This window comes from Carboxylicivirga sp. (genome assembly GCF_982718395.1).
In genome coordinates this window covers 18,425-41,795 of the sequence record NZ_CEXQWX010000005.1, presented here as the reverse complement: position 1 = coordinate 41,795, position 23,371 = coordinate 18,425, and the positions used below count along the sequence as shown (strand labels likewise).

Sequence of the window (23,371 nt, the reverse complement as noted above, 5' to 3'; positions counted from 1 at the left end):
CCAATTAGTATTTTATGATCAGGTACCACATTATAATCGCTCATGGTAATTGGAGCCTAATTGGCTTTAGCTAGGGCAAATGCGGCGATAACTCCAATATATTAGGGAACTCATTAAAAAACCCTTAATAAATTTATTTATTTTACAATAATTTCTTAATTTCACGGCCAATAATAAACCTAAATTCTCAATTTTACTATGAACCTTCTTTGTGGTGCCAAAAACCAGGCAGCTTATTGCCATGGTTTCCCTCTTTTTGTTTTGTTACTCATCAACTTTTACTTTCCCACATTTGCTCAAAAAGCTGATTTTCATGCTAATATTACCGAAGGTTGTAATTCTCTGGATGTAGAGTTTACCGATGATTCGGAGGGTGCTACATCCTGGAAATGGGATTTCGGAAATGGTAATCTTTCTACCTTGCAAAACCCCAAAGCCAACTATACAGCTCCCGGTGAGTACAATGTCAAACTGACTATCAACGGAAGCATTTCTGTGACCAAATCAGCCTACATTAAAATATACAATAACCCTAAACCTGATTTTGTATCAGACAGAACTTCCGGTTGTGTTCCCCTGCAGGTACAATTTGAAGACAAAACCGCACCTGCGGATGGAGAAATTGAAAGTTGGGTTTGGTATATAAATGGTTCTTCTATTTCCGAAGAGAATCCTAACTATACATTTAACGAACCGGGAAGTTATAAAATAACCCTGATGGCAATTGATGAACATGGTTGCTACGGTAATACATCAAAATCAAAGTTTATTACAGTAGGTAAAGTACCAGAAGTTAACTTTGATATTAGCGGAGATACGCCTTGCGAATTACCTTATAAGCCAGTCATTAAAAATACTACAACGGTTAAAGATGTAGATGAACCTTTTGTGTACATCAATAACTGGGAATGGAAGATAAACGATAAAGTTGTTTCAAACGAACAGGAATTAGACCACAGCTTTGAAAAAAACGGAAAATATACTATCTCGCTTTCTGCACAAATGGGGGCATGTACCGATTCTCTGAGAATTGAAGATGCCATTGTATTAAGTGTAGATACATTAGATTATATTATTGAGCAAGAAGGTCCCGGACTAAAAGACAGCATCTTTTTTGATATTAAAAACCAGGACCTTAAATATGTAGAATGGGACTTGGGAGATGGATATAAAACCAATGAAAAACAGTTCAAATATTGCTATGCCGATTCGGGGAAATATGAAATAAGCATTACTGCAATCCTTGAAAACGGGTGTCATTTATACAAAAAAGCCAAAGTTGACGTACTTCCTTCGCCTTTGGCTGACTTTACTTCAAAGCAGGAAAATACATGCAAGCCTCCTTTCAAAGTTAAGTTTACCAATACTTCCCAAATGTCAGACAGGGTCAAATGGTACTTTGGGGATGGTAGTTCTTCTGACTCAGACACCACGGTAACTCATACCTATAACAGTACGGGCGAATTTTCTGTAAACTTAATTGCTTACGGTAAAGGTGAGCCGGATACGATTACCAAAGTTCTCAATTTATACCCACCAGGAGGCATCCCCGTCATCACTGACCGGGATAAAGGTTGTATTCCTTTTAATGTACAGTTTAATACGGATACCTCACTCGAAAATGTTCATTGGGATTTTGGCGACAGACAGCAGTCTGCGCTTCAGTCGCCCAATCACACATTCAGCGAGGAAGGAGTTTACACTGTCAGGCTGAGTTATACCAATAAGGAAGGTTGCCCTGTCAGTTCAACAACAGTGATAAGTGGTGGCGAAAAACCAATTATTGATTTTGAAGTTACTCAAACAGATAGTTGTAATCAATCGCCCGTTGAACTGATCAACCATTCATCAAATTACCAGATTGAAGAATGGTACATTGATGATTACAGATATGTAGATGAACCCGGCAGCTACTCTTTTCGCTTCTTTTCACCGGGTTATAAGTCGGTTGAGCTGATGCTGGATAATTTCGGATGTACAGCTTCATTAAGAAAGGAAAAAGCCATTTATATCAAGCCTCCGGTAGCATACTTTTTTATGGAGGACCCACTCTGCGAAATTCCTGCGCGGAGCAATATCAGTAATTACACGCAGCAATACGATGAAATATCCTGGAATTTTGGCGACGGACATCATCAAAAGGATACTCCGGAATATCACACCTATGAAAATACCGGCAATTACTTTGTTTATCAAACAGTTGAAAACCACACAACCGGCTGTAAGGATTATGATTCTCAGGTTGTTCATGTATCTGTTACAGAGCCGGACTTCGATGTAATTGGAATAAATGAAGGGTGTCTGCCTTTCCCGGTTTCTTTTATTGACAAATCAACCACAACCGGCCAGCTACGCAGATGGTACTGGGATTTTGGCGATGGCAATATTGATACAACGTACACCGGTGAAGTTACCCATGTTTATACATCTCCCGGCGAGTTTGATGTAAAACTTACGGTTGAGGAGTTTTACGGCTGCCGCGAAACCATAATAGAGGAAAAAGCTGTAGTCGTCAATTATTCACAGGCGAAAATTGAATCAGCTAAAGACATCGTTTGTGTGGGCGAAACATTTGAATTAAAAGACGTTTCGACTTCCAGTTCAAACATTGTTGAACGTAGCTGGCTTTTTACCTCTGGTGAAACGGCAACATCTGAGATAGTCGAGCATACCTATAGTTTCCCCGGAGATCAGAAAGCCATATTAGAGGTAACGGATGAGAATGGATGTACCAACTCAGACACACTGAGTATGCACGTTCCGGTTGCAGAGGCCATATTTATTTTAGGAGATTACGCCTGTACCGATAATGAGCTGCAAGTGCAAAACATCTCACTGGGAGAAGAACTGAGTTATGCCTGGAGCTTTGGAGATGGAGATACATCAACAGAAAAAGAACCGAAACATATATACAGTGCCGATGGAACTTACGACGTCAATCTGCAGGTGACGACAAAGGGTGGTTGCTCCGGCTCCACAACCCAAAGTGTCAATGCGGTTACGCCAGTTGTTGATTTTGATGCATACAAAACAGAACTGGGATGTGCACGCAATGCTTTGCCAGCAGTATTTTACGATCATTCATCAGAAGATATTTATTCATGGGAATGGGATTTTGGCGATGGTGAAGGCGCTGTTTCTCAAAACAAAGACCCGCAATATCTGTACACCTTGCCTGGTTATTACGATGTCAAACTTACCGTAATCAGCAAGGGAGGATGTACCCGCGAACTGATCAAGGAAGATTTTATTCACCTGACCGGCCCTGTGGGTTCAATAACCACTGATGTTTCTGCAGGTTGTATACCTCTCACGGTTAACTACTCTACCGATACGGATATAACTAATCAGATTTCGTGGGATGTTGGTGATGGTACCAACCATTACGACGACCAACTGAGTTTTAGTCATACTTATAATGAATCACGGAGCTTCTTCCCTTCCATCATTCTGACGGATGAAAATGGTTGTAAGATGGAATACGATGGCGACCCGATTATTGTTGAAAGTTACCCGGAGTTATCCATCACGGCCGATACCAAAGATGTGTGTGAAGGCACATCTTTAGATTTTGAAGGCAATATCAATTTAAACTCGTCCCAGTTATCAAAAATCAGCGAAATCATCTGGGATTTTGGTGACTCCCAATACAGTAACGCCACCACTACTCCATCGCACACCTATTATACACCGGGAACATATGATGTGGAGCTCTATGTTAAAACGTCCATAGGTTGCAGCGCTACACTAAAGGAAGAAGACTTTATCACGGTTTTCCCTTCCACTCTGAAGGCTGGCTTCAGCGCATCCAAACAGAAAGCCTGCCTGGGCGAAAGCATCCTGTTCACCAACGAGAGTCAATCGGATTACTCCATTGTTCAGGAACGCTGGAGTTTTAACAACGGTAATTTTGCAACGGTTTCGCCTGTTACGCATACTTATAATAAAGCGGGTTCATCTGAAGCAAAACTAACTGTTACCGATCAGCAAGGCTGTATAGACAGCACAAGCATGCAAATCCAGATCAGCAATATCCAGGCTTCTTTTATTGCCGATCCTGTTTCGGGATACGATCCCCTGGATGTGGACTTTACTGAACAGGCATCGTCTGACAACACATTGGTTTCATGGGACTGGAATTTTGGAGATGGCACAAACTCTGCTGAACGAAATCCCAAACATTCCTTTACAGGAGATGATACGCAAAGCACTTATTATGTGTCGCTGACGGTTACCGATGATATTAATTGCTCGGCAACGGCAAAGGATACCTTGTATGCTGTTAATTATCCTCCTGCTGCTTTGAATGATACTCTAACGGTGCAGGAAGATAATGTGGCTTACGGCGATCTGGCCGCTAACGACTCGGAACCAGACGGGCAACCACTGATTTACAATCCAGTACCGGTTATTGGTCCAACGCATGGAACAGTTTCCATTGAAGAAAATGGTCAGTTCAATTATACACCCAACCCAAATTATTTTGGTACAGATGAATTTGAATATAGTGTATGCGATAACGGCATTCCTCAAAAGTGTTCTACTGCAAAGGTCTACATTAATGTACTCACGGTAGATGATTTACCACCTGTAGCTATGATTGACAGGTTTGAAGTCAACGAAAGAGAAAGTCTGACAGGAACAAGCATTTTGTTCAATGATATTGACAACGAAGGCATGGGATTGAATGTGCTGCATGATGATCCTGTAAGTGCTACAATACACGGAGACATTGTTCTGAATGCTGATGGAACTTTCAGCTATACGCCCGACAATTCATACGTGGGCCGTGACTCTGCGATGTATATCATTTTTGACAAAGGAATACCTTCCGAAAAGGATTCTTCGTGGATAGTTATTGATGTTTTGCAGGTGGAAGAACCGCCGGTTGCCATTGCTGATACGTTTAAGACCAATGAAGAGATACCGGTTACGCTTTTCAACCTTGCTGACAACGATACTGACCCCGAAAGTAATATTGATACCCAAACCGTAACAATTCTGGAATCTGTATCCGACGGAAGTATAGCAAACACGAATAATGAATGGGTGTTCACACCAGAGAAAGATTTCTATGGAACGGCACGCCTGTTATACAGTGTCAGCGATATGACCTTCCTGAGTGACACAGGTGAAGTGGTTATACACGTCAATCAGGTAAATGATCCGCCTGTGGCCAATGATGATCATGCCAACGGTTATGAGGACGTTCCTCTGGAGGTGGATATTCTGAGTAACGACATTGATCCGGACAATAACCTGGATGCATCCAGCTTTAAGCTGTTAAGCGCTGATGTGTCGGACGATGTTACGTTTGATGTCCAAAGTGGAGTTTTAACTTATTATTCAACCGAAAACTATATTGGCCCCGATGTACTGACTTACGAAATATGCGACTCAGCACAACTTTGCTCGCAAGCCAAAGTTTTTATTAACCTACAGCAATCCTTTGATGACGCACCAGTAACAGCACCCGATACACTTTGGGTCATCCAGAGTTTAAGCGATACAGCCAATGTGGCAGCCAACGATACCGATCCTGAAAATGATCTGGACAAAGAATCGGTTTACGTTGTTACAGATCCTGCTTCATACCCTGATATTACGGTACTGGAAGACGGACAAATTCTTGTGGACTATATCTCTAATCCGACATTTATTGGAAATGACTCGCTGGTTTATCAGATATGCGATTTACAGAACAACTGTGCGGTAGGTAAACTATATATCGTAGTTAAACCTCACAGGGAAACTATATTTATTCCTCAGGCCATCACACCCAACGGCGACGGAAAAAACGATCTTTTTGAAATAACAAGCATCGATAAATTCCCGAACAATCACCTTTATGTATATAACCGTTGGGAAAAGGAGGTTTACAGCAAGGAAGGCTACAATAATACATGGGATGGTACCTCCAACGACAAACCGCTACCCGATGGTACCTACTACTACTTATTGTATTTGTTTGAAGGAGATGACCCAATTAAAGGATTTGTTTACATTTCACGATAGATAAGACATGCGATATATCAAAATCATCATATTACTGATTGGCCTGCAACCGATAACGCTGTTAAAGGCACAACAAGAGAATCAATTTACACAATATGCCTTTAACCAGGCCATTATTAATCCGGCTTACATCGGCAGCATCAACTATATGAATCTGCAGATATCGAGCAGAAACCAGTGGGTAGGTTTTCCTGGTGCACCAAAGTCACACGCTCTTACCCTTGGCTATCCCTTAAAGTACTTTAATACGTCCATAGGTGTTACTGCTATGCAGGACAATATCGGACCGTTAAAAAATACCATACTCAGCTTAGGCTATGCTCACTCAGTGAAAATAAACGATAAAATAAAGCTCTCGCTGGGTTTAAGTGCCGGAATAAATATGTATGCCGCCAACCTGGATATGCTGCAAACCACGGATGGAGATGATCTGGTGTTACAGCAGGGAACCGTCAACCATTCTTCCTTCACCTTTGGTTCGGGCGTTTTCCTATATGCATCCAACTGGTACCTGGGCTTGTCGGTGCCTAAAATAGTAACTAACAGCTTTTCGCTGGGCAGTGACGAAAGTGACACGTATAATCTGAAAGAGCGAAATCACTTTTATCTGGTAAGCGGTTATGTATTTGATTTTAACAGTGGAAACATAAAGTTAAAACCATCGGTTTGCGTCAAGAAGGTGCAGAATGTAGGTCCAACTATTGATTTAAGCTTAGCTACCTCGCTTTATAATCGTCTGGCATTAGGAGGAGGACTGCGTAATCCCGATACCTATTTCACATTCCTCCAGGTAGCCATTACTAAAAACGTGAAGGTCGGTTATGCTTATGATTTCTCAAAATCACGCATCAGTAATTTCTCCAACGGTTCACATGAAATTGTTTTGGATCTGAGATTACATCGCGATGCTACAAAAATTCATTCACCAAGGTTCTTTTAAAAACAAGAAAACTCTGAGACTTTGTGCCTCTGAGTTCTTATTCTTTTGCTTTTCATCTAATTAATATAATATGAAACGAACATGTAAATTTTAATCTTAAAAATTACACACAACTTGTCCCGACTCAGGCGGGAGGGTAATGATTAAAATTTCTTGAGAGTTCCGTGTGGCAAACGAAAGAAAATTTTAAACACATGAAAAAGGTTTTTATCAGCATATACTTCTTAATTATCACAACAGTAATATCGTATGCTCAGAATGTGAACAAGATGCTGGGTGATAATTATTTTAATCATCTGGCTTATGTCAAAGCCATTAAGCATTATGAGAAAGCTCTAAAAAAAGATAGCTCCAATGTCCATATATTAAAGCATCTGGCAGCGTCGTATAAGCACACCGGCGACTTTAATAAGGCTGAAGAGTTATATGGTTTATTGCATATTCAAAAAGATACTTCGTGCATGCAGGACTATGCACGTTTATTAATCTATAACAACAAATATCATCTGGCCGATAGTGTACTTACCCAATTTAAGCTGTCGCTGCCCAATTACAACAAGCAATTGATTGATAGTCTCATGAGTGCCCAACCGGATTACAAGGTTTCACATGCAGGGATTAACACGAAGTATTCTGAATTCCGCCCCTGCTTTTCGGGAAACAAACTGATATTTACCTCATCGCGTGATACCAGCAAAAATGAATACGAATGGAACGGACAGCCCTACTTAAGTCTATTTACAGCGAATATGACTATTGATGGTAAACTGTGCAACGTACGATCATTTTCAGGATTGGATTCCCGATATCATATCAGTTCCTTTCAACATGTCAGAAACAGAAGTACGGCCATTTTTACCATGAATAATGCCAATGCCTTTAGCATCAACAAAAATGCTGATAATGAGGTTAACCTCGGCATTTATATGAGTAAGCGAAACAATGGGGAATGGCAAAAACCAGCAGCTTTAGAGCCTGTAACTGGTAATGACTTTTCATCGGCTCACCCCTATTTCTCTGAACACGATGACCGTTTGTACTTTTCATCCAACCGTCCGGGAGGCTTTGGAGGAAACGATATTTACTATGTAGAAGTGTATTCTGAAGGTACAAGTGAGCCAGTTAACTGCGGTGAAAGCATCAACACGCCAGGCGATGAGGTGTATCCATTTGTCCTGCCCGACAGTATGCTGTATTTTTCGTCCGACGGTCATCCGGGATTGGGAGGCCTGGATATATTCAGTGCAAAAATTGATGATGATATCTTTAATGAAGTAAGAAATTTAGGTGCTCCTGTAAACAGCTCCAGAGACGACTTTTCCATCGTATTCAATGAAGACCGGTCCATTGGTTATTTCTCCTCGAACCGCAGCGGCGGCGTGGGCGATGATGATATTTATCTGGTTAAAAAGATTATAAGACCTAAAATGATGGAGAAAAGGTCTGAAGTTGTAAAAGTAGAAGTGCCGGATAAACAACCGGTAAGTAATAAGCTGGTCGGATTGGAAACCATTGGTATCGGAGGAGCAGGTATTAATGCATTAGCCATTCCTGCAGGTACTGCTTCCGGAGTTTCATCAAATATCCCGCTAACCATTGAAGCCATAACGGCATTAATAGAAAGTGCTAAAGCAGGCAACGGAGCAAGCGATGAAGATAAGTTGAAGAATCTGAGATTCAGATTATATAATATTGATTTTGAGTTTAACTCCTGGGAAATAAATTCAGAAGCGGCCAAGGACCTGGATAAACTGGCCGATTTAATGTGGAAAAACAAAACCATGACCATTGAATTAAGTGCACATACCGACAGTCGCGGAGATAATATGTATAACAAGGCATTATCACAGGCACGTGCCGATGCAGCGCTTAAATATGTTCTGAAAAAAAGAATCAGCGTTAACAGAATAGAGGCCATCGGTTACGGGGAGCAAAAGTTGCTTAATGATTGTACCGATGGAGTGGATTGCCCCGAGGAACTGCATAAAGAAAACAGACGGGTTGAGGTTTTGATTACGGGGTTTTAGTGGGTAACTTACCCACTAAATCTCCCTTTAAAAGCGAGACTCAAAATGTACTTATTTACATCTTGTAAATCCCTGCTATTCATATCCCCTGATTAGGGGATTATAGGGGTAGTAAAAATTCCAAATTAAGTTGGAATTCTCTCTGTGGCCTCCTTTAACTCTGTGGTTGATTTAATAGGATTAACCGCCGAGGAAGCAGTAAACACAGAGAAGTTGAGGCCTGGACAAAGTCATTAAGTCAGTAAGTAGGTTTTTAATGGGTAACTTACCCACTAAATCTCCCTTTAAAAGCGAGACTCAAAATGTGCTTATTTACATCTTGCAAATCCCAACAATTTATATCCCCTGATCAGAGGATTATAGGGGTAATGATATTAAATCCTATAAAACGGATCGCATCTTTAATTCACAATTTGTGGTAAAGATGCGATCCGTAAAACAACCCATCAAAAAAGCCACCTCATAGTGAGATGGCTTATGCCTTTGAGCAAATAAATATTAGTTATTTAATTTTCTCGTACTTAACTGCCTTCATTACTTCCTTAACTTTTATGCTTGGCTGGTAACTTATTTTGTTACTTTTAATCTGGTCGTCAGTAAAATCTTCTTCAGTATCAGCACCACCACTGCTGATGTTAACCATTAATCGTCCCAAATCACCAAGTTCAACTGTTGCTCCCTGTTTCAAAAACTCAGGAAGTACTTTTGTAAACGCTACCAGTACAGTTTGAGTATCCAGCTGATTAACAGGTGAAATTTCTGCAATACGGTTCGATAATATATCAAGAGTTACATTTTTAGGCCTTACTATAGTTGCATAGTGCTTTTTAGGCAATTCTGGTTTTCCGGGTATGTGCTTGGCTACTACTTTGTAATCCATATTAAAATTTTTAGAGGTTAGAATAACGTTTAAGTAAATATGCATCGAAAATAAGATAATATATCAATTTAACCAAGTATTGCTATTTTATTTATATACAGTATAAATAATGTATTACTATTTTAATTGTTTTCCTTTTATCATTTGGGCATTTTTCCAGTTCATCACTATGAAAAAAGAAAATGCTCAGGAGGAAAATAAAAAACGGACAGGGGGATTTTTAATTTTCGTCAGGAGGATTTTCAAAAATGGACAGGAGGATTTTTGATTTTCCTGCTGTCCATTTTTTACATACAAAAACACATTTGGTTTACAATCACTTACGACCCTTCAAAAATAAATTACCCTACCCCCATATAGTGTGATTGTTTCATCTTTACATGTAAAAGAGTTTAGGTCTTTTCTTCCTTCTTACTAAAGGATAATACTTCGGAAAAAATCACCCCCCCATTCATTATCATTTAAACGAATACACTGCTATGTAAAATTACGGAGTGCATCACATCAGAAATTCAATATAAGTACCTTAATATGTGAAACGTTAACTATTAAGATGTTTTAATTGGATATTATTTACCTCGGTGATACACCCTCGTAGCTTAAACATAGATTAAGAAGATTAATAGGTAAATAGTATGTGTTTATCCAATAAATATTGGGGTTCGTGTAATTGCGACAAATAGCATTACTGACTCAATAAATAAAAGTGTAACATTGCAGTAATTAAGTATTCTATAACTTAAAACCTTACACATGAAAAAACAATTACTTTTAATTGCATGCTTTATTTATGGCATAAATCTAACAATGAGTGCTCAAGATGGTAATTATACCGCTGGAGTTGGAGCTGGAGAAAAAATCACGTCTGGTGACTTTATTACTGCTGTAGGAGATTCTGCCGCTTATAATAATATAAGCCATCGATTCGGGTCTTTTTTCGGCTATCAAGCAGGTTACAACAATACTGCCGATGAGAGCACGTTTATTGGATACCAATCCGGTTATAACAATACTACAGGTGGAGATAACCTGTTTATAGGATTTAGAGCTGGGTTCTATAACACATCCAGACACGATAACACTTTTTTAGGACATGGTGCCGGTTTCAACAATACTGAGGGAGATGATAATACTTTTGTAGGAGAAGGAGCCGGACTACGAAATACCACAGGAGATGATAATACCTTTATAGGTTGCCAGGCAGGTGCGGGTTATGGAACTTCAATAAACTCAGGTACAACAACAACCTCTAATCCTGCTACCGGATCAGATAACACGGTTATTGGATCTGAAGCTGGATATAGCCTAACATCTGGGGAGCAGAATGTAATTGTTGGTCATTGGGCAGGCTATGATTTAACTACAGGAAACTGGAATGTGTTTGTTGGTGATTCATGCGGTACTGATAATGCTGCAGGGTTTTGCAACACCTTTGTAGGGCAGGGTGCCGGAGCACGTAATGAGCATGCAGATTATAATACATTTATTGGATATCATGCTGGAATTCGTAACAATGTAAGTAACGGAACATCAAATGCGAGATTTAATAACTTTTTTGGTGCTTATGCAGGAGACAGAAATGAAGAAGGAAGTAATAACATTGCTTTTGGATATAATGCCGATTTTGCTGCTGATGGAACAAATAACTCAATAGTGATAGGTAATAATGCTTTAGCAGGTTCCGGAAACGGAGATAAAAACAGTATAATTGTTTTGGGGACCAGTGCTGTTGGTGGTGATAGCTATAGCATTGCTTTTGGTACACAGGCCAATGTAACCGGAAATAATTCTATTGGAATAGGCTATACCACTTCTGTTACGGCCAATAACTCATTTGCGTTGGGTAATACAGCCAGTGTATCAGCTAATTATTCTGGAGCCATTGGTTATGGAGCTTCAACCACTCAGGCCAACAGTTTAGTAATTGGGGGACTAACATCTACAGACCGCATGACTTTAGGGATTGGAACAGCTACTCCTAACCAAAATGCCAGTATTGATCTTTCCGAAACGGATAAAGGTTTTCTGATTAACAGGCTTTCGGAAACAGAAAAGACTTCTTTAGGAGGTAGTTTAACAACAGAAGATGAAGGTATGATGGTGTATGACAGCACCACCGATAAGCTGAGTATCTGGAATGGTTCAGCATGGTCCAATAGCGGTAGTCAAAGCCTTGACCTGACTGATCATATCTTATCTATTTCAGATGGTAATTCAATTGACTTATCTGCTTATCTGGATGATACTGATAACCAAACATTGGGTTTAAGCGGAACCTCTTTATCTATCAGCAGTGGTAACTCAGTTGACTTATCTTCGCTGCAGGATGGTTACGAAGCCAATACCGATGAGCAAACCTTAGGTTTAAGTGGAACCTCTTTATCTATCAGCGGCGGTAATTCGGTTGACTTATCTTCATTGCAGGATGGTTACGAAGCTAATACCGATGAGCAGACGTTAGGCTTAAGCGGAACTTCTTTGTCAATAAGCGGTGGTAATTCAGTTGATTTATCTTCATTGCAGGATGGTTATGAAACCAATACGGATAATCAGGAATTAAGTCTGAGTAGCCATACATTGAGTATTTCAGGAGGAAGTAATACCGTTAATCTTGCAAGTTATTTAGACAACACCGATGCGCAAAGCCTTTCTTTATCAGGAACCACTTTATCAATTGATAATGGTAAAAGTGTTGATTTGTCTTCATTACAGGATGGAACGGGAACGGATGATCAAACGCTTGCTTTATCCGGTACAACCTTAAGTATTGAAGATGGCAATTCAGTGGACCTTTCTGTATTGTTGACAGACTTGTACTCTAAAGTAGAGGCTCTTGAAACAAGAGTTACTGAGCTGGAAACTGAAAATAGTGAGCAAGCCACAAAAATTGAAACGCTGGAAAGCCAAATGGCAGCTGTAATGGATGCTATAGGTCTATCAACAAATGCACAACTTAAATTAACCGTTGATAAATCTAAACTATATCAAAACACACCAAATCCTGTTAACGGAACAACTACCATTAAATACTACCTGGCAGAACAAAATGTAACGGCATATATCGCTATTCATACCTTAACAGGAACTGAAGTAGAGCGCATTGATATACATGAAGCTGGAGAAGGATCTGTTCAATTCAATACCTCAGGATATGCACACGGCACTTATCTGTATTCGTTAATTGTAGATACTAAAGTAAAAGATACCAAACGAATGGTGGTGCAGTAGAATATTAATCTTCACCAAAGAAGTACAAATCCTCTTGCAGGTTCGCAAGGGGATTTATTTATTCCTAAATAGTTGTAATGCCATTTGTTCAAATCATTGATTAAATTATTAAGACCTTAATATCCCTGCGTCTTTGTGTATTTATTGCAGGTATCATATAGAATTATAGCAATTTAAAGTTAGATTTGCAGCACTTTCAAATAAGATTAAATTGCTGCCAAACAAAAATGAAAAAGTCTGTTCTACTCTACTGCTTATCTGTACTTTTAGTTTCTTGCTCAGTTGATAAAGTGAGAGTTGAAGGTGATGAGATAAACATCTCTGAATATGACTTAGAGCAATATAATCTGGAACTACAAGAATTTAATTTTTTTTGGAATCAGCTGGTCCAAAATACCCCGGAAGAAACTGTATTTACAGACACCATAAAAGGAAACGTTGGTTTTTGGATTAATTACAAAGATAAATTTGGAGAAAAACCGGACAAAAGAGGTTATGGAACCTTTCATTTTAGATTAACCAACGTAAAGCACGATAAATTATATCTTAACCATGGTTTAATCAGTTCTGCCTGCAATATATGGTGTAATAATGAATTGGTATATAGTTTTGGAAAAGTGGCCACCACAGAAGAGGAAGCGCAGGAAAGAGCAAAAAGTGGAATTGTAGCCTTGCCCATAAATAATAACAATGCTGATATATATATTGAAGTTTCCAGTTATTCTTTTTTTACAGGAGGCATAATCAGGCCCATTTATATAGGAACAAGAAATAATGCTATTGCTTATCGGGAGAAAAAGGGATTGATTGAATTTGGAATGCTGGCCTTTGTGTTTGCCATTGTACTGTATAATTTTATCGTTTCTTTTTTTAGAATTGGAGTAGATAACAGTTATTTGTTTTTTGCCATATTTTGCTTGTTGGCATTAGTGCGTCAAATGTGCTTAGGAACCATTCCTCTTGCGGTATGGTTTCCTGACTTTCCACCTAAAATATTCCATTTAATAAAGCATTTAGGATATATGTTGGGCAATTTTTTTGCCATACATTACTTTTATATTTTGTTTAAGAACGATGTGAATCGAACTATAATGAAAGCACTCGAACTTATAACCTTAATTTTGAGTGTCATATTTCCGGTTTTTCCGGTTTCATACGGACTTACCATTTCAATGATATCTCAGGTTGTAATGGCATTATCTTCTGTTTATATTTCTTACATTATTATAAAAACTATAAATCGCGAAAACTACGAATCTCTTATTCCATTAACCGGGTTGATATTGTTTTTTGTATTTATCTTACATGACGTATTGGTTGCAAACTATATCATCGATGGAGATTATAAACAACGCTATGGCTTTTTCGCCTTTGCCATTAGTCAAATTGCCTTTCTGAGCATCAGGCATAATAAAATGGCTTCGCAATTATCATTTGCAAAAGCAGATTTGCAAAAAGTAAGTGCCTTTACCAAAATACAGTCAGATAAAGAACAGCAATTTCTAAAGAGAATTCAATCCATAAAAAGCACAGGCAATTCCTCAAATGCAGATGAGTTGGTTTATGAAATCCGGAAACATATTGCACAAAAAGAAGCAGTATTATCCGAACCTAAAATTACCATCGAAAATATAGACAAATTAAATGCAGAGTTCTTTCATCGCCTTTCCACGAAATTTTCGGATTTAACCAAATCTGAAACAGAGATGTGTGGATATATACGGGCAGGAATGGATACCAAAGATATTGCCCTCATAAGAAATATCACTCCGAAATCAGTAAAAATGGCCCGTAGCAGGCTTCGTAAAAAGCTTAATATCGATGGTTCGGAAGACATTTATGCCTTTCTTTCTCAAATTTAACCCGTCTTCACCCCTTTTTTACACTTCTGATTATCAACTGAGTAAATTCCTGTAGACCCCAAATAGACCCCTGTTTTATTATCTTTTTAGCCCTGGTACGTAGATTTGAGTCCATAGGGTACACTGAAGTTTGTTGAATAAGCCATTCACTTTCGTTGTGATAATTTTCACTCATAGTAAGTTCCTCCCTATGGTTATCGGGAGACCATTAAAATTAAATAATAAACAGATGAAAAAGATATTTGCAATTTTGACAGCAGTATTAATAACAGCAACACTTTGGGCGCAAAGTCCTGACAAAATAAGCTACCAGGCGGTAATCCGTGATGCAAGCGATGACCTTGTAACAAACCGGTCCGTAGGCATACAAATCAGTATTTTGCAAGGTTCGGCAAGCGGTACAGCCTTGTATGTAGAAAGCCATACACCTGCTACCAATGCTAATGGCTTGGTAAGTATCGAAATGGGAACAGGAACAACCAGCGATGACTTTTCAACCATCGACTGGGCCAGCGGGCCGTATTTTATTAAAACAGAAACCGACCCTTCAGGTGGTACAAGTTACAGCATTACCGGCACCAGCCAGTTATTGAGCGTGCCCTATGCTTTGCATGCAAAAACAGCCGAAACACTTACAGGTACCATTATCGAAACCGATCCCTCTGTACCTGCCGGTACCCAAACAGGTGAAATGCAATATTGGGACGGTAGCGAATGGATAACAGTTGAAGCGGGCGACGAAGGTCAAATGTTAAGTTTTGTTGGAGGAGTACCAACATGGACAACTGTTATTGGCGTTACAACTGTTGCACAAACTGATGTATACAACTCCACAACAGGCAAAATATGGATGGATCGGAACCTGGGTGCTGCACAAGTTGCCACAAGCAGCACTGATGCCGATGCTTACGGCGACCTGTACCAATGGGGGCGAGCTACCGACGGGCACGAAAGCCGTACTTCCGACAGAACTTCAACCCTGGCAAGCAGCAACACTCCGGGACATGGTAATTTTATATTTATTGTCAGCAGCCCTTACGATTGGCGAAGCCCTCAAAACGACAACCTTTGGCAGGGGGTAAACGGAACCAACAACCCTTGCCCGGATGGTTACCGCTTGCCAACTGAGGCCGAGTGGGAAGCCGAACGCCAAACCTGGAGCAGTAACAATGCAGCCGGAGCTTTTGCCTCACCACTTAAATTAACTGTGGCTGGTGGCCGCGACTTTAGCAGCGCCACACTCTTCGATATGGATTTTATGGGCTACTACTGGTCGAGTACTATAAATGGTAGTGACCCGGAGTATCTGTACTTCCACAGCGGCGATGCCGATATGTCCAGCTACTTCCGTGGAGCCGGCCACTCAGTTCGTTGTATTATGGATTGAGCACCAAATTGTTTGAATCTTAATAACTGTATGGATTGAGCACCAAATTGTTTGAATCTTAATAACTGTTAGGATTTTATTTTTTGAAGTAAATATTACAAAAAAGAGGTATAAATGAGACATAAAAATTTAAAATTAAGTGCCATGCTCCTAGGGCTTGGACTAACGGCACTACAGGCACAGGAAAGCATTAATGCCGCGGGGAGTAATGCTTCGGGCAGCGGGGGGTCGGTAAACTATACTGTGGGACAACTGACGTACCAAACCCATACAGGCACAGGCGGTACGGTAGCCGAAGGTGTTCAGCAACTATTCGAAATCTCCGTAGTAACAGGACTTGAACAAGCCAAAGGCATAACCCTTTCGGCTTCAGCGTATCCCAACCCGGTAATGCACAACCTTACCCTGACCATTGACAATTTTGAATCTTCAACTTTGAACTATCAACTATACAATATGCGGGGAACACCTTTGCAAAGCGGAGAAATAACCGATAACCAGACAAGCATCGATATGAGTAATCTTGCACCGGCAATCTATTTTGTAAAAGTTATGCAGAACAACAAAGAATTAAAAACATTTAAAATCATCAAAAAATAGGGAGTGAGTGTGTGATGAAAAAGATATTTACAACTTTGACAGCCATATTAATAACAGTAACACTTTGGGCGCAAAGTCCCGAAAAAATGAACTACCAGGCGGTAATCCGCGATACAGGCGATAACCTTGTAACAAACCAGTCCGTTGGTATGCAAATCAGCATTTTGCAAGGTTCCACAAGCGGTACAGTCGTGTATGCAGAAACCCATGCACCTGTTACCAATACCAATGGCCTGATAAGTATTGAAATTGGAAACGGCGCTGTTCAAAGCGGTGATCTCACAACCATTGCCTGGGCAAACGGGCCATATTTTATTAAAACAGAAACCGATCCTTCAGGAGGCACAAGTTACAGCATTACCGGCACCAGCCAGTTGCTGAGCGTACCCTATGCTTTGCATGCAAAAACGGCAGAAACAATTACTGGTGGAATTACCGAAACCGACCCTGTTTACACCACAAGCGAAGCTGCCAATATCACAGCAACCGACATTAACAATTTAGGAAATTTATCAGGTACCAACACAGGCGATCAGGACATAAGCGGTATTGCAACAAACGCCCAGGCCATACAAGATACAGCAAGTCAGATACGTGCCGATATTCCCGATGTAAGCGGATTCATTTCAAGCGAAACCGACCCCGAATTTACCGCTTGGGATAAAGACTATGCCGATTTAACAAACACACCAACAACTATTACCACAGCCCAAGCTGATGCAATTACGGCTAATACAGGCAAAGACACTACAGGTATTTACCATACTAATCGCATTGCGCTTGATTTAGTAAGTGGCACCAACACAGGCGACCAGGATATTACAGGTATTGCCGTAAATGAACAAGCTATACAAGATACAGCAGCTCAAATACGCACAACACTTGCCACTGCCCTAACTTATGTAGATGAATTAGAACAAAAAATAGAAATTCTAGAATTAAAAGTTGAATTAAATTCTGGAGCAAGTGTTTCTGACTTACTAATAGCTGGGGCAAGTATTTCTAATCTACTATCAGCTGGGGTAAGTGTGCCGGATTTGCTAACAGCCGGAGCAAGTGTACCAGATTTGCTAACAGGTGGAGCGAGTGTAACGGATTTGTTAACAGCTGGAGCAAGCGAATCAGATTTTATTGGAGCTTATTACCAAGGAGGTATAATTTTTTATATTGATGCTACTGATGGTAGTGGTTTAGTATGTGCCGTATCCGATCAGAGTAGTAGTATACAATGGTATAATGGTAGTTGGATAAAAACAGATGTTACAGCTACAGCAGTTGGTACAGGGCAGGCTAATACAGCAACTATCGTTAGCTATCAAGGTTCAGGTAGCTATGCTGCACAAATATGTGCAGATTTAGATATGAATGGCTATTCTGATTGGTTTTTACCCTCTAAAGATGAATTAAACCTTATGTATACTAACAAATTGACTATTGATGCAACGGCAATAGCAAATTCAGGTAGTAGTTTAGCCAGTGCTTTCTATTGGAGTTCTTCGGAGTCCGATACCAGTAATGGCTACGGTGCTTGGAGACAGAACATCGGCAGTGGTTCCCAGAAAAGCAGCTATAAGAGCTTCACAAGTAGTGTTCGTGCAGTTCGTGCTTTTTAACTATTTAACTGTGTAGCGGTCGAATTTTGAAAAACACAATGGCACTTTACTATGAATTGCAAGTTTTAAAAGATGTTTACACACTTGTTCAAAAAGTGTTTTTATGTACACATGATTTTCCTTGAGAATATAAATACACACTTGGGCAAGATATGAAAAGAGACAGCATACAGTTTGTAAGGAGTATTATAATCGGCAGTAATTCTGACGAGAGTGGCGATCATCGGGCAAACGGCTACTCAGTCCGCTGTATTAAGGATTAACACTTTTAATTTACCTCGTTGGACAAAAGCTTTGCTATCCCACGGGGTAAATCCCTTGAATTCCTAAAGTGTTGGTGAATTTTATAGCACCATCCCTACGGGATTCTATTTGTGATTATATAACCCTTCTTCCACCATAACATCATCGCTATCTGATTCTTTCAAACTTATTGTGATAATATGTTGGTTTTAAAAAATAATGACATAAAAAATGAAGACGCTTTTATATTTGAATTCCATGAATAAAGCAACATTTGGAATCATTTCTCTACTGTTTAGTTTTACTTTTACATATTCACAAAACACGGTTACCTGTACTTTCCCGGAGCTGGCACACGGACAAATTAAATTGGTAGGCTACATTGGATTTGATACGTACACTATAGATAGCACACAAGCTAATGAAAAAGGCGAATTTAACTTGTCGTTTAGTAAAGAAGATTGTGGCAGGGGGTATTTGCTTTCAGAAGATGGTAAATCCTTAGTTATTTTGTTGGTAGAAAACGAAAACCTTCAATTAACAGGTGAGAACTTTGAATTATCAGAAAGTATCAAAATTTTAAATGGCAAACAAAACAGGCTTTTCGAGCAATATGCTACTGAACACCCTCGCAGGGAGCAATGTCTGGGTGCATGGGATTATCTGGCAAAGATTTACAAGCTGGACACACTTTTTTCCACCCATGAACTGACCAGACAAGCCATTGAAACGGAGATAAAACGCATTAAGGCAGAGGACTCTTTATTTTTAACTAAGCTGCCAACAGATTCTTATTTGTGTTATTATTTGCCAGTGCGTAAGTTGGTAAGTTCGGTTTCTATCATTGCCCAATACCGTACCAAAGAAATTCCAACAACTTTTGAGGCATTTCGAAACATGGATTATACTGATCTACATCTTTATAAAAGCGGATTGTTAAAAGATGCCGTTGAAAGTCATTTCTGGTTAATTGAAAACAGCGGTCGGTCGTTGGATTCGGTATATATTGAAATGCAAATTTCCATTGACCGCTTGCTTGAAAATTTAATGGCAGACGAACAAAAGCTCAATAAAATAACATCGCACCTGTTTAAGTTTTTAGAGCAACGAAGTTTGTTTACGGCTTCAGAGTACCTGGCCATAAAACTACTCAACATGAACTCGTGCACCCTCCACAACGATTTAGCCGCTCAACTGGAAAGCTACCGTGCCATGAGAAGAGGCAATATTGCCCCCGGAATTGTTTTTAATGGCGATGTGTTTGCACCCGGTTACTCCGGTTCTAACATACCCCAAAAACTATCAGACATACAATCCCCGTATAAGGTAGTGGTGTTTGGAGCAGGCTGGTGTCCGCAATGTCCCGTTGAGCTGCAAAGCATAGCCCAAAACTATACTAAATGGAAGCAATACGGTGTAGAAGTAGTTTTTATCTCCCTCGACGAAGACCAAGAAACCTTTACAAATTTTACCCAACCATTCCCATTCATCAGCACCAGCGATTACAAAAAATGGGACAGCCCTGTCGTAAAGGATTATCACGTATTTGCCACTCCAACCATTTACCTGCTTAATCATAATCATGAGATCATGCTAAAACCGGGTTCTGTCAGGCAATTAGATTCCTGGATAGATTGGTACTTGGTTCAGGGAAATAAATGATCCATAGCAGACTACGCAAAAAACTTAATATCGATGGTTGCGAAGATATTTACACCTTTCTTTCTCAAATTCAGTCATTCTCATCTTTCTCGAATCAACTCTTTTTCAATCGATTGTACTCTCATAAACTTTAAATACCACTAATTCTATCAGGCTTTGGTTTAGAAATATAAATTCATAAAACATATACAAATGAAAAAACAACTACTATTTTTTATATGCATTCTTTATAGCATAAATCTGAGTGTTAGTGCACAAACCGCCAATTATATAGCTGGTAACGGTGCAGGAAAGAATGTAAATTCCAATAGCGGCTACAATACCTTTGTTGGGGACTCCGCTGGTTACAGCGCAACCAGTGGAACCAATAATGTACACGTTGGTTACAAAGCTGGATATTTGTACGATTCGGATACTGACAATACAGTAATTGGAGCCTATGCTGCGGACCAAACCAGTTCAGGGGTGGACAATGTAATTATTGGTACACGTGCGGCCCGTGCCAGTACAGGAACCGATAATGTGGTTATTGGCTCAGATGCTGGTTCCAGCATGAATGGTACCGCAAGCGACAACGTCATTATTGGGGAAGAAGCAGGCTACTCCCTTACTGATGGAGACGATAATGTATTTATTGGCGAAGATGCAGGAAAGGACAATACGGCCAGTGACAATACCTTTGTGGGTAGCCAGGCAGGTGCCAATAATACTACTGGCACTGGAAATACCTTTCTTGGGGCGGAAGCCAATAGTACTATTACTTATGATATTCATCCAGATGATAACATATCAATAACCAACGGAGCAGTAGGTTCTAGCAATACCACAGGGTCGGCCAACACTTTTTTGGGAAGTGGTTCGGGGGCAGACAATTCTACGGGAAGTGCCAATACTTTTGTAGGGTATGCAGCAGGGGCACAGAACGAGTACGCTGGCTTTAACACCTTTGTAGGGTATGCTGCTGGTTGGGACAATGATCGTCTTAAAGATAGTAACACAGCTCAGTACAACACCTATTTGGGCTACTTAACAGGAGGCAATAACCGGTCTGGAAGTTACAATGTGGGCATTGGCGCTAAGGCTGATTTTAACAATACTGACCGTTCGGGAACTACTTTTGTAGGCTACGATGCCTATGTAGGAGCCAATTATGCAACCATGTTGGGCTATGATACCTATGTTAGTGGCGATTATGGCATTGCCATTGGTTGGTTTGCTTATGCTAAAAACGCTGGGGCCATAGCCTTAGGGAAAGAGGCTTATTTGCAAAACGGTGCAAGCTACTCCATAGGTATTGGTTATGAAACCAGCATTGCCGGTGATAATGCCCTGGCTATTGGCCGCAGAACTGAAATTACAGCGGACAGTGCTATTGCCATTGGAGCGTACGCTTCTGCATCAGGCATTAATTCGGTGGCACTAGGTACCAATGCAAGCGTAACGCAAGACAACAGCTTTGTGTTGGGGGGAACCTCCGCCGACAACCGTATGACTTTGGGAATTGGAACCACAGCACCTAACTTAAATGCCAGTATAGACCTTTCCGAGGCAGATAAAGGTTTCCTGATTAACCGCATGAGCGAAACGGAACTTACGAGCTTTGAAGCTTTGTTAAGTACTACAGATGTAGGGATGATGGTTTTTGACAGCACCAATTATAAACTAAGCCTTTGGGATGGTAAGCAATGGTTGGCCGCAGGCGCACAAACACTTGGTTTAACAGATAATACACTTTCTATTTCTGATGGAAATTCAGTAGACTTATCAGCATATCTTGACAATACCGACAACCAGGAACTTTCAATAGCCAGTGATATTCTTAGCATTTCGGGAGGCACCAATACCATTGATCTTTCGGGATATTTAGACAATACCGATGCCCAGGATATTTCTTTTACTGGCACCAGCCTAAGCATTGAAAACGGAAGTACCGTGAATCTATCTTCCTTGCAAGATGGCTACGAAGCCAACACCGATAACCAGGAGCTATCCTTATCAGGTGATGTTATTAGTATTTCAGGAGGAACAGCAACAGTTGATTTATCAACCTATAAAGATAATACCGATGCCCAAAACCTGTCTCTCTCTGGAATATCTTTATCTATTGATAACGGCAATAGTGTAGACCTTTCGTCTTTGCAGGATGGAACCGGAACAGATGATCAAACCCTCGCTTTATCTGGAACTACTTTAAGCATAGAAGATGGCAATTCGATAGATTTATCAACTGTTCAAGATGGTTATGAGGCCAATACTGATGAGCAAACACTGGGGTTAAGCGGTACTTCTTTGTCTATAAGCGGTGGCAATTCTATTGACCTATCTTCTCTGCAGGATGGAACCGGAACAGATGATCAGACACTTGCTTTATCGGGTACAACTTTAAGTATTGAAGATGGTAATTCGGTGGATCTTTCTGCATTATTAACTGATCTGTACTCTAAAGTCTGGGCGCTTGAAACAAGGGTTAGCGAACTGGAAACTGAAAACAGTGAACAGGCCACCAAAATTGAAACACTAGAAAGTCAAATGGCGGCTGTAATGGACGCTATAGGTCTATCAACAAATGCTCAACTTAAACTAACCGTTGATAAGTCAAAACTCTACCAGAACACGCCTAACCCTGTTAACGGAACAACTACCATTAAATACTATGTGGCAGAACAAAATGCAATGGCATATATCGCTATTCATACCTTAACAGGAACTGAAGTGGAGCGCATTGATGTGCAGGAAAGCGGCGAAGGGTCTGTACAATTCAATACCTCAGGATATGCACACGGTACTTATCTGTATTCGTTAATTGTAGATGCTAAAGTAAAAGATACCAAGCGAATGGTGGTACAATAATAAAGGTAAACAGTTACATACCGGTAATCAGCTCTCCTACTTTTGAAGCAGGAGAGCTGATTTT

At 40.1% G+C, this 23,371-nt stretch carries 11 protein-coding genes; 10 read left to right on the top strand and 1 reads right to left on the bottom strand.

Annotated features, from left to right (window positions below):
• Positions 1-198: 198 nt before the first annotated feature.
• The 3 genes from AC4MRQ_RS02095 (at position 199) to AC4MRQ_RS02085 (ending at position 8,982) form a co-directional block, all read left to right on the top strand.
• Positions 199-6,015 (top strand): PKD domain-containing protein, encoded by a 5,817-nt coding sequence (locus AC4MRQ_RS02095; RefSeq protein WP_491195978.1) that lies wholly within the window; start codon positions 199-201, stop codon positions 6,013-6,015.
• Between the two features lie 7 nt (positions 6,016-6,022).
• Positions 6,023-6,955, top strand: a complete 933-nt coding sequence (locus AC4MRQ_RS02090) for a PorP/SprF family type IX secretion system membrane protein (RefSeq protein ID WP_491195977.1) — start codon at positions 6,023-6,025, stop codon at positions 6,953-6,955.
• Between the two features lie 194 nt (positions 6,956-7,149).
• Entirely contained in the window at positions 7,150-8,982 is a 1,833-nt protein-coding gene (locus tag AC4MRQ_RS02085) for an OmpA family protein (protein ID WP_491195976.1), read from the top strand.
• Positions 8,983-9,484: 502 nt separating this feature from the next.
• On the opposite strand, the gene AC4MRQ_RS02080 is transcribed toward AC4MRQ_RS02085, so the two are convergent.
• Entirely contained in the window at positions 9,485-9,862 is a 378-nt protein-coding gene (locus AC4MRQ_RS02080; protein WP_491195975.1) for an HU family DNA-binding protein, read from the bottom strand.
• Between the two features lie 753 nt (positions 9,863-10,615).
• Here AC4MRQ_RS02080 and AC4MRQ_RS02075 point away from each other — a divergent pair.
• The 7 genes from AC4MRQ_RS02075 (at position 10,616) to AC4MRQ_RS02045 (ending at position 23,307) form a co-directional block, all read left to right on the top strand.
• Positions 10,616-13,090 (top strand): phage tail-like protein, encoded by a 2,475-nt coding sequence (locus AC4MRQ_RS02075; RefSeq protein ID WP_491195974.1) that lies wholly within the window; start codon positions 10,616-10,618, stop codon positions 13,088-13,090.
• A 227-nt stretch (positions 13,091-13,317) separates the two neighbouring features.
• Positions 13,318-14,952 (top strand): 7TM diverse intracellular signaling domain-containing protein, encoded by a 1,635-nt coding sequence (locus AC4MRQ_RS02070; protein WP_491195973.1) that lies wholly within the window; start codon positions 13,318-13,320, stop codon positions 14,950-14,952.
• Between the two features lie 229 nt (positions 14,953-15,181).
• Complete coding sequence (locus AC4MRQ_RS02065; protein ID WP_491195972.1) at positions 15,182-16,339, top strand: DUF8740 domain-containing protein; 1,158 nt, start codon at positions 15,182-15,184, stop codon at positions 16,337-16,339.
• A gap of 114 nt (positions 16,340-16,453) precedes the next feature.
• On the top strand, positions 16,454-16,939 hold the full coding sequence (locus AC4MRQ_RS02060; protein WP_491195971.1) for a T9SS type A sorting domain-containing protein: 486 nt from the start codon (positions 16,454-16,456) through the stop codon (positions 16,937-16,939).
• A 14-nt stretch (positions 16,940-16,953) separates the two neighbouring features.
• Positions 16,954-18,552 carry an Lcl C-terminal domain-containing protein gene (locus tag AC4MRQ_RS02055; RefSeq protein WP_491196042.1) on the top strand — a complete coding sequence of 533 codons (1,599 nt, stop codon included), beginning with the start codon at positions 16,954-16,956 and terminating at the stop codon, positions 18,550-18,552.
• A 474-nt stretch (positions 18,553-19,026) separates the two neighbouring features.
• Positions 19,027-20,457 carry a redoxin domain-containing protein gene (locus tag AC4MRQ_RS02050; protein WP_491195970.1) on the top strand — a complete coding sequence of 477 codons (1,431 nt, stop codon included), beginning with the start codon at positions 19,027-19,029 and terminating at the stop codon, positions 20,455-20,457.
• Between the two features lie 192 nt (positions 20,458-20,649).
• Positions 20,650-23,307: a phage tail-like protein gene (locus AC4MRQ_RS02045; RefSeq protein WP_491195969.1), complete on the top strand. Its 2,658-nt coding sequence runs from the start codon at positions 20,650-20,652 to the stop codon at positions 23,305-23,307.
• The last annotated feature ends 64 nt before the right edge of the window (positions 23,308-23,371 follow it).

What these genes read in the sequence shown, in the direction of transcription:
- AC4MRQ_RS02075 (WP_491195974.1), top strand. Translation starts at nt 10,616, where the DNA reads ATGAAAAAACAATTACTTTTAATTGCATGCTTTATTTATGGCATAAAT.
- AC4MRQ_RS02050 (WP_491195970.1), top strand. Translation starts at nt 19,027, where the DNA reads ATGAAGACGCTTTTATATTTGAATTCCATGAATAAAGCAACATTTGGA.
- AC4MRQ_RS02055 (WP_491196042.1), top strand. Translation starts at nt 16,954, where the DNA reads ATGAAAAAGATATTTACAACTTTGACAGCCATATTAATAACAGTAACA.
- AC4MRQ_RS02070 (WP_491195973.1), top strand. Translation starts at nt 13,318, where the DNA reads ATGAAAAAGTCTGTTCTACTCTACTGCTTATCTGTACTTTTAGTTTCT.
- AC4MRQ_RS02080 (WP_491195975.1), bottom strand. Translation starts at nt 9,862, where the DNA reads ATGGATTACAAAGTAGTAGCCAAGCACATACCCGGAAAACCAGAATTG.
- AC4MRQ_RS02065 (WP_491195972.1), top strand. Translation starts at nt 15,182, where the DNA reads ATGAAAAAGATATTTGCAATTTTGACAGCAGTATTAATAACAGCAACA.
- AC4MRQ_RS02090 (WP_491195977.1), top strand. Translation starts at nt 6,023, where the DNA reads ATGCGATATATCAAAATCATCATATTACTGATTGGCCTGCAACCGATA.
- AC4MRQ_RS02060 (WP_491195971.1), top strand. Translation starts at nt 16,454, where the DNA reads ATGAGACATAAAAATTTAAAATTAAGTGCCATGCTCCTAGGGCTTGGA.
- AC4MRQ_RS02085 (WP_491195976.1), top strand. Translation starts at nt 7,150, where the DNA reads ATGAAAAAGGTTTTTATCAGCATATACTTCTTAATTATCACAACAGTA.
- AC4MRQ_RS02095 (WP_491195978.1), top strand. Translation starts at nt 199, where the DNA reads ATGAACCTTCTTTGTGGTGCCAAAAACCAGGCAGCTTATTGCCATGGT.
- AC4MRQ_RS02045 (WP_491195969.1), top strand. Translation starts at nt 20,650, where the DNA reads ATGAAAAAACAACTACTATTTTTTATATGCATTCTTTATAGCATAAAT.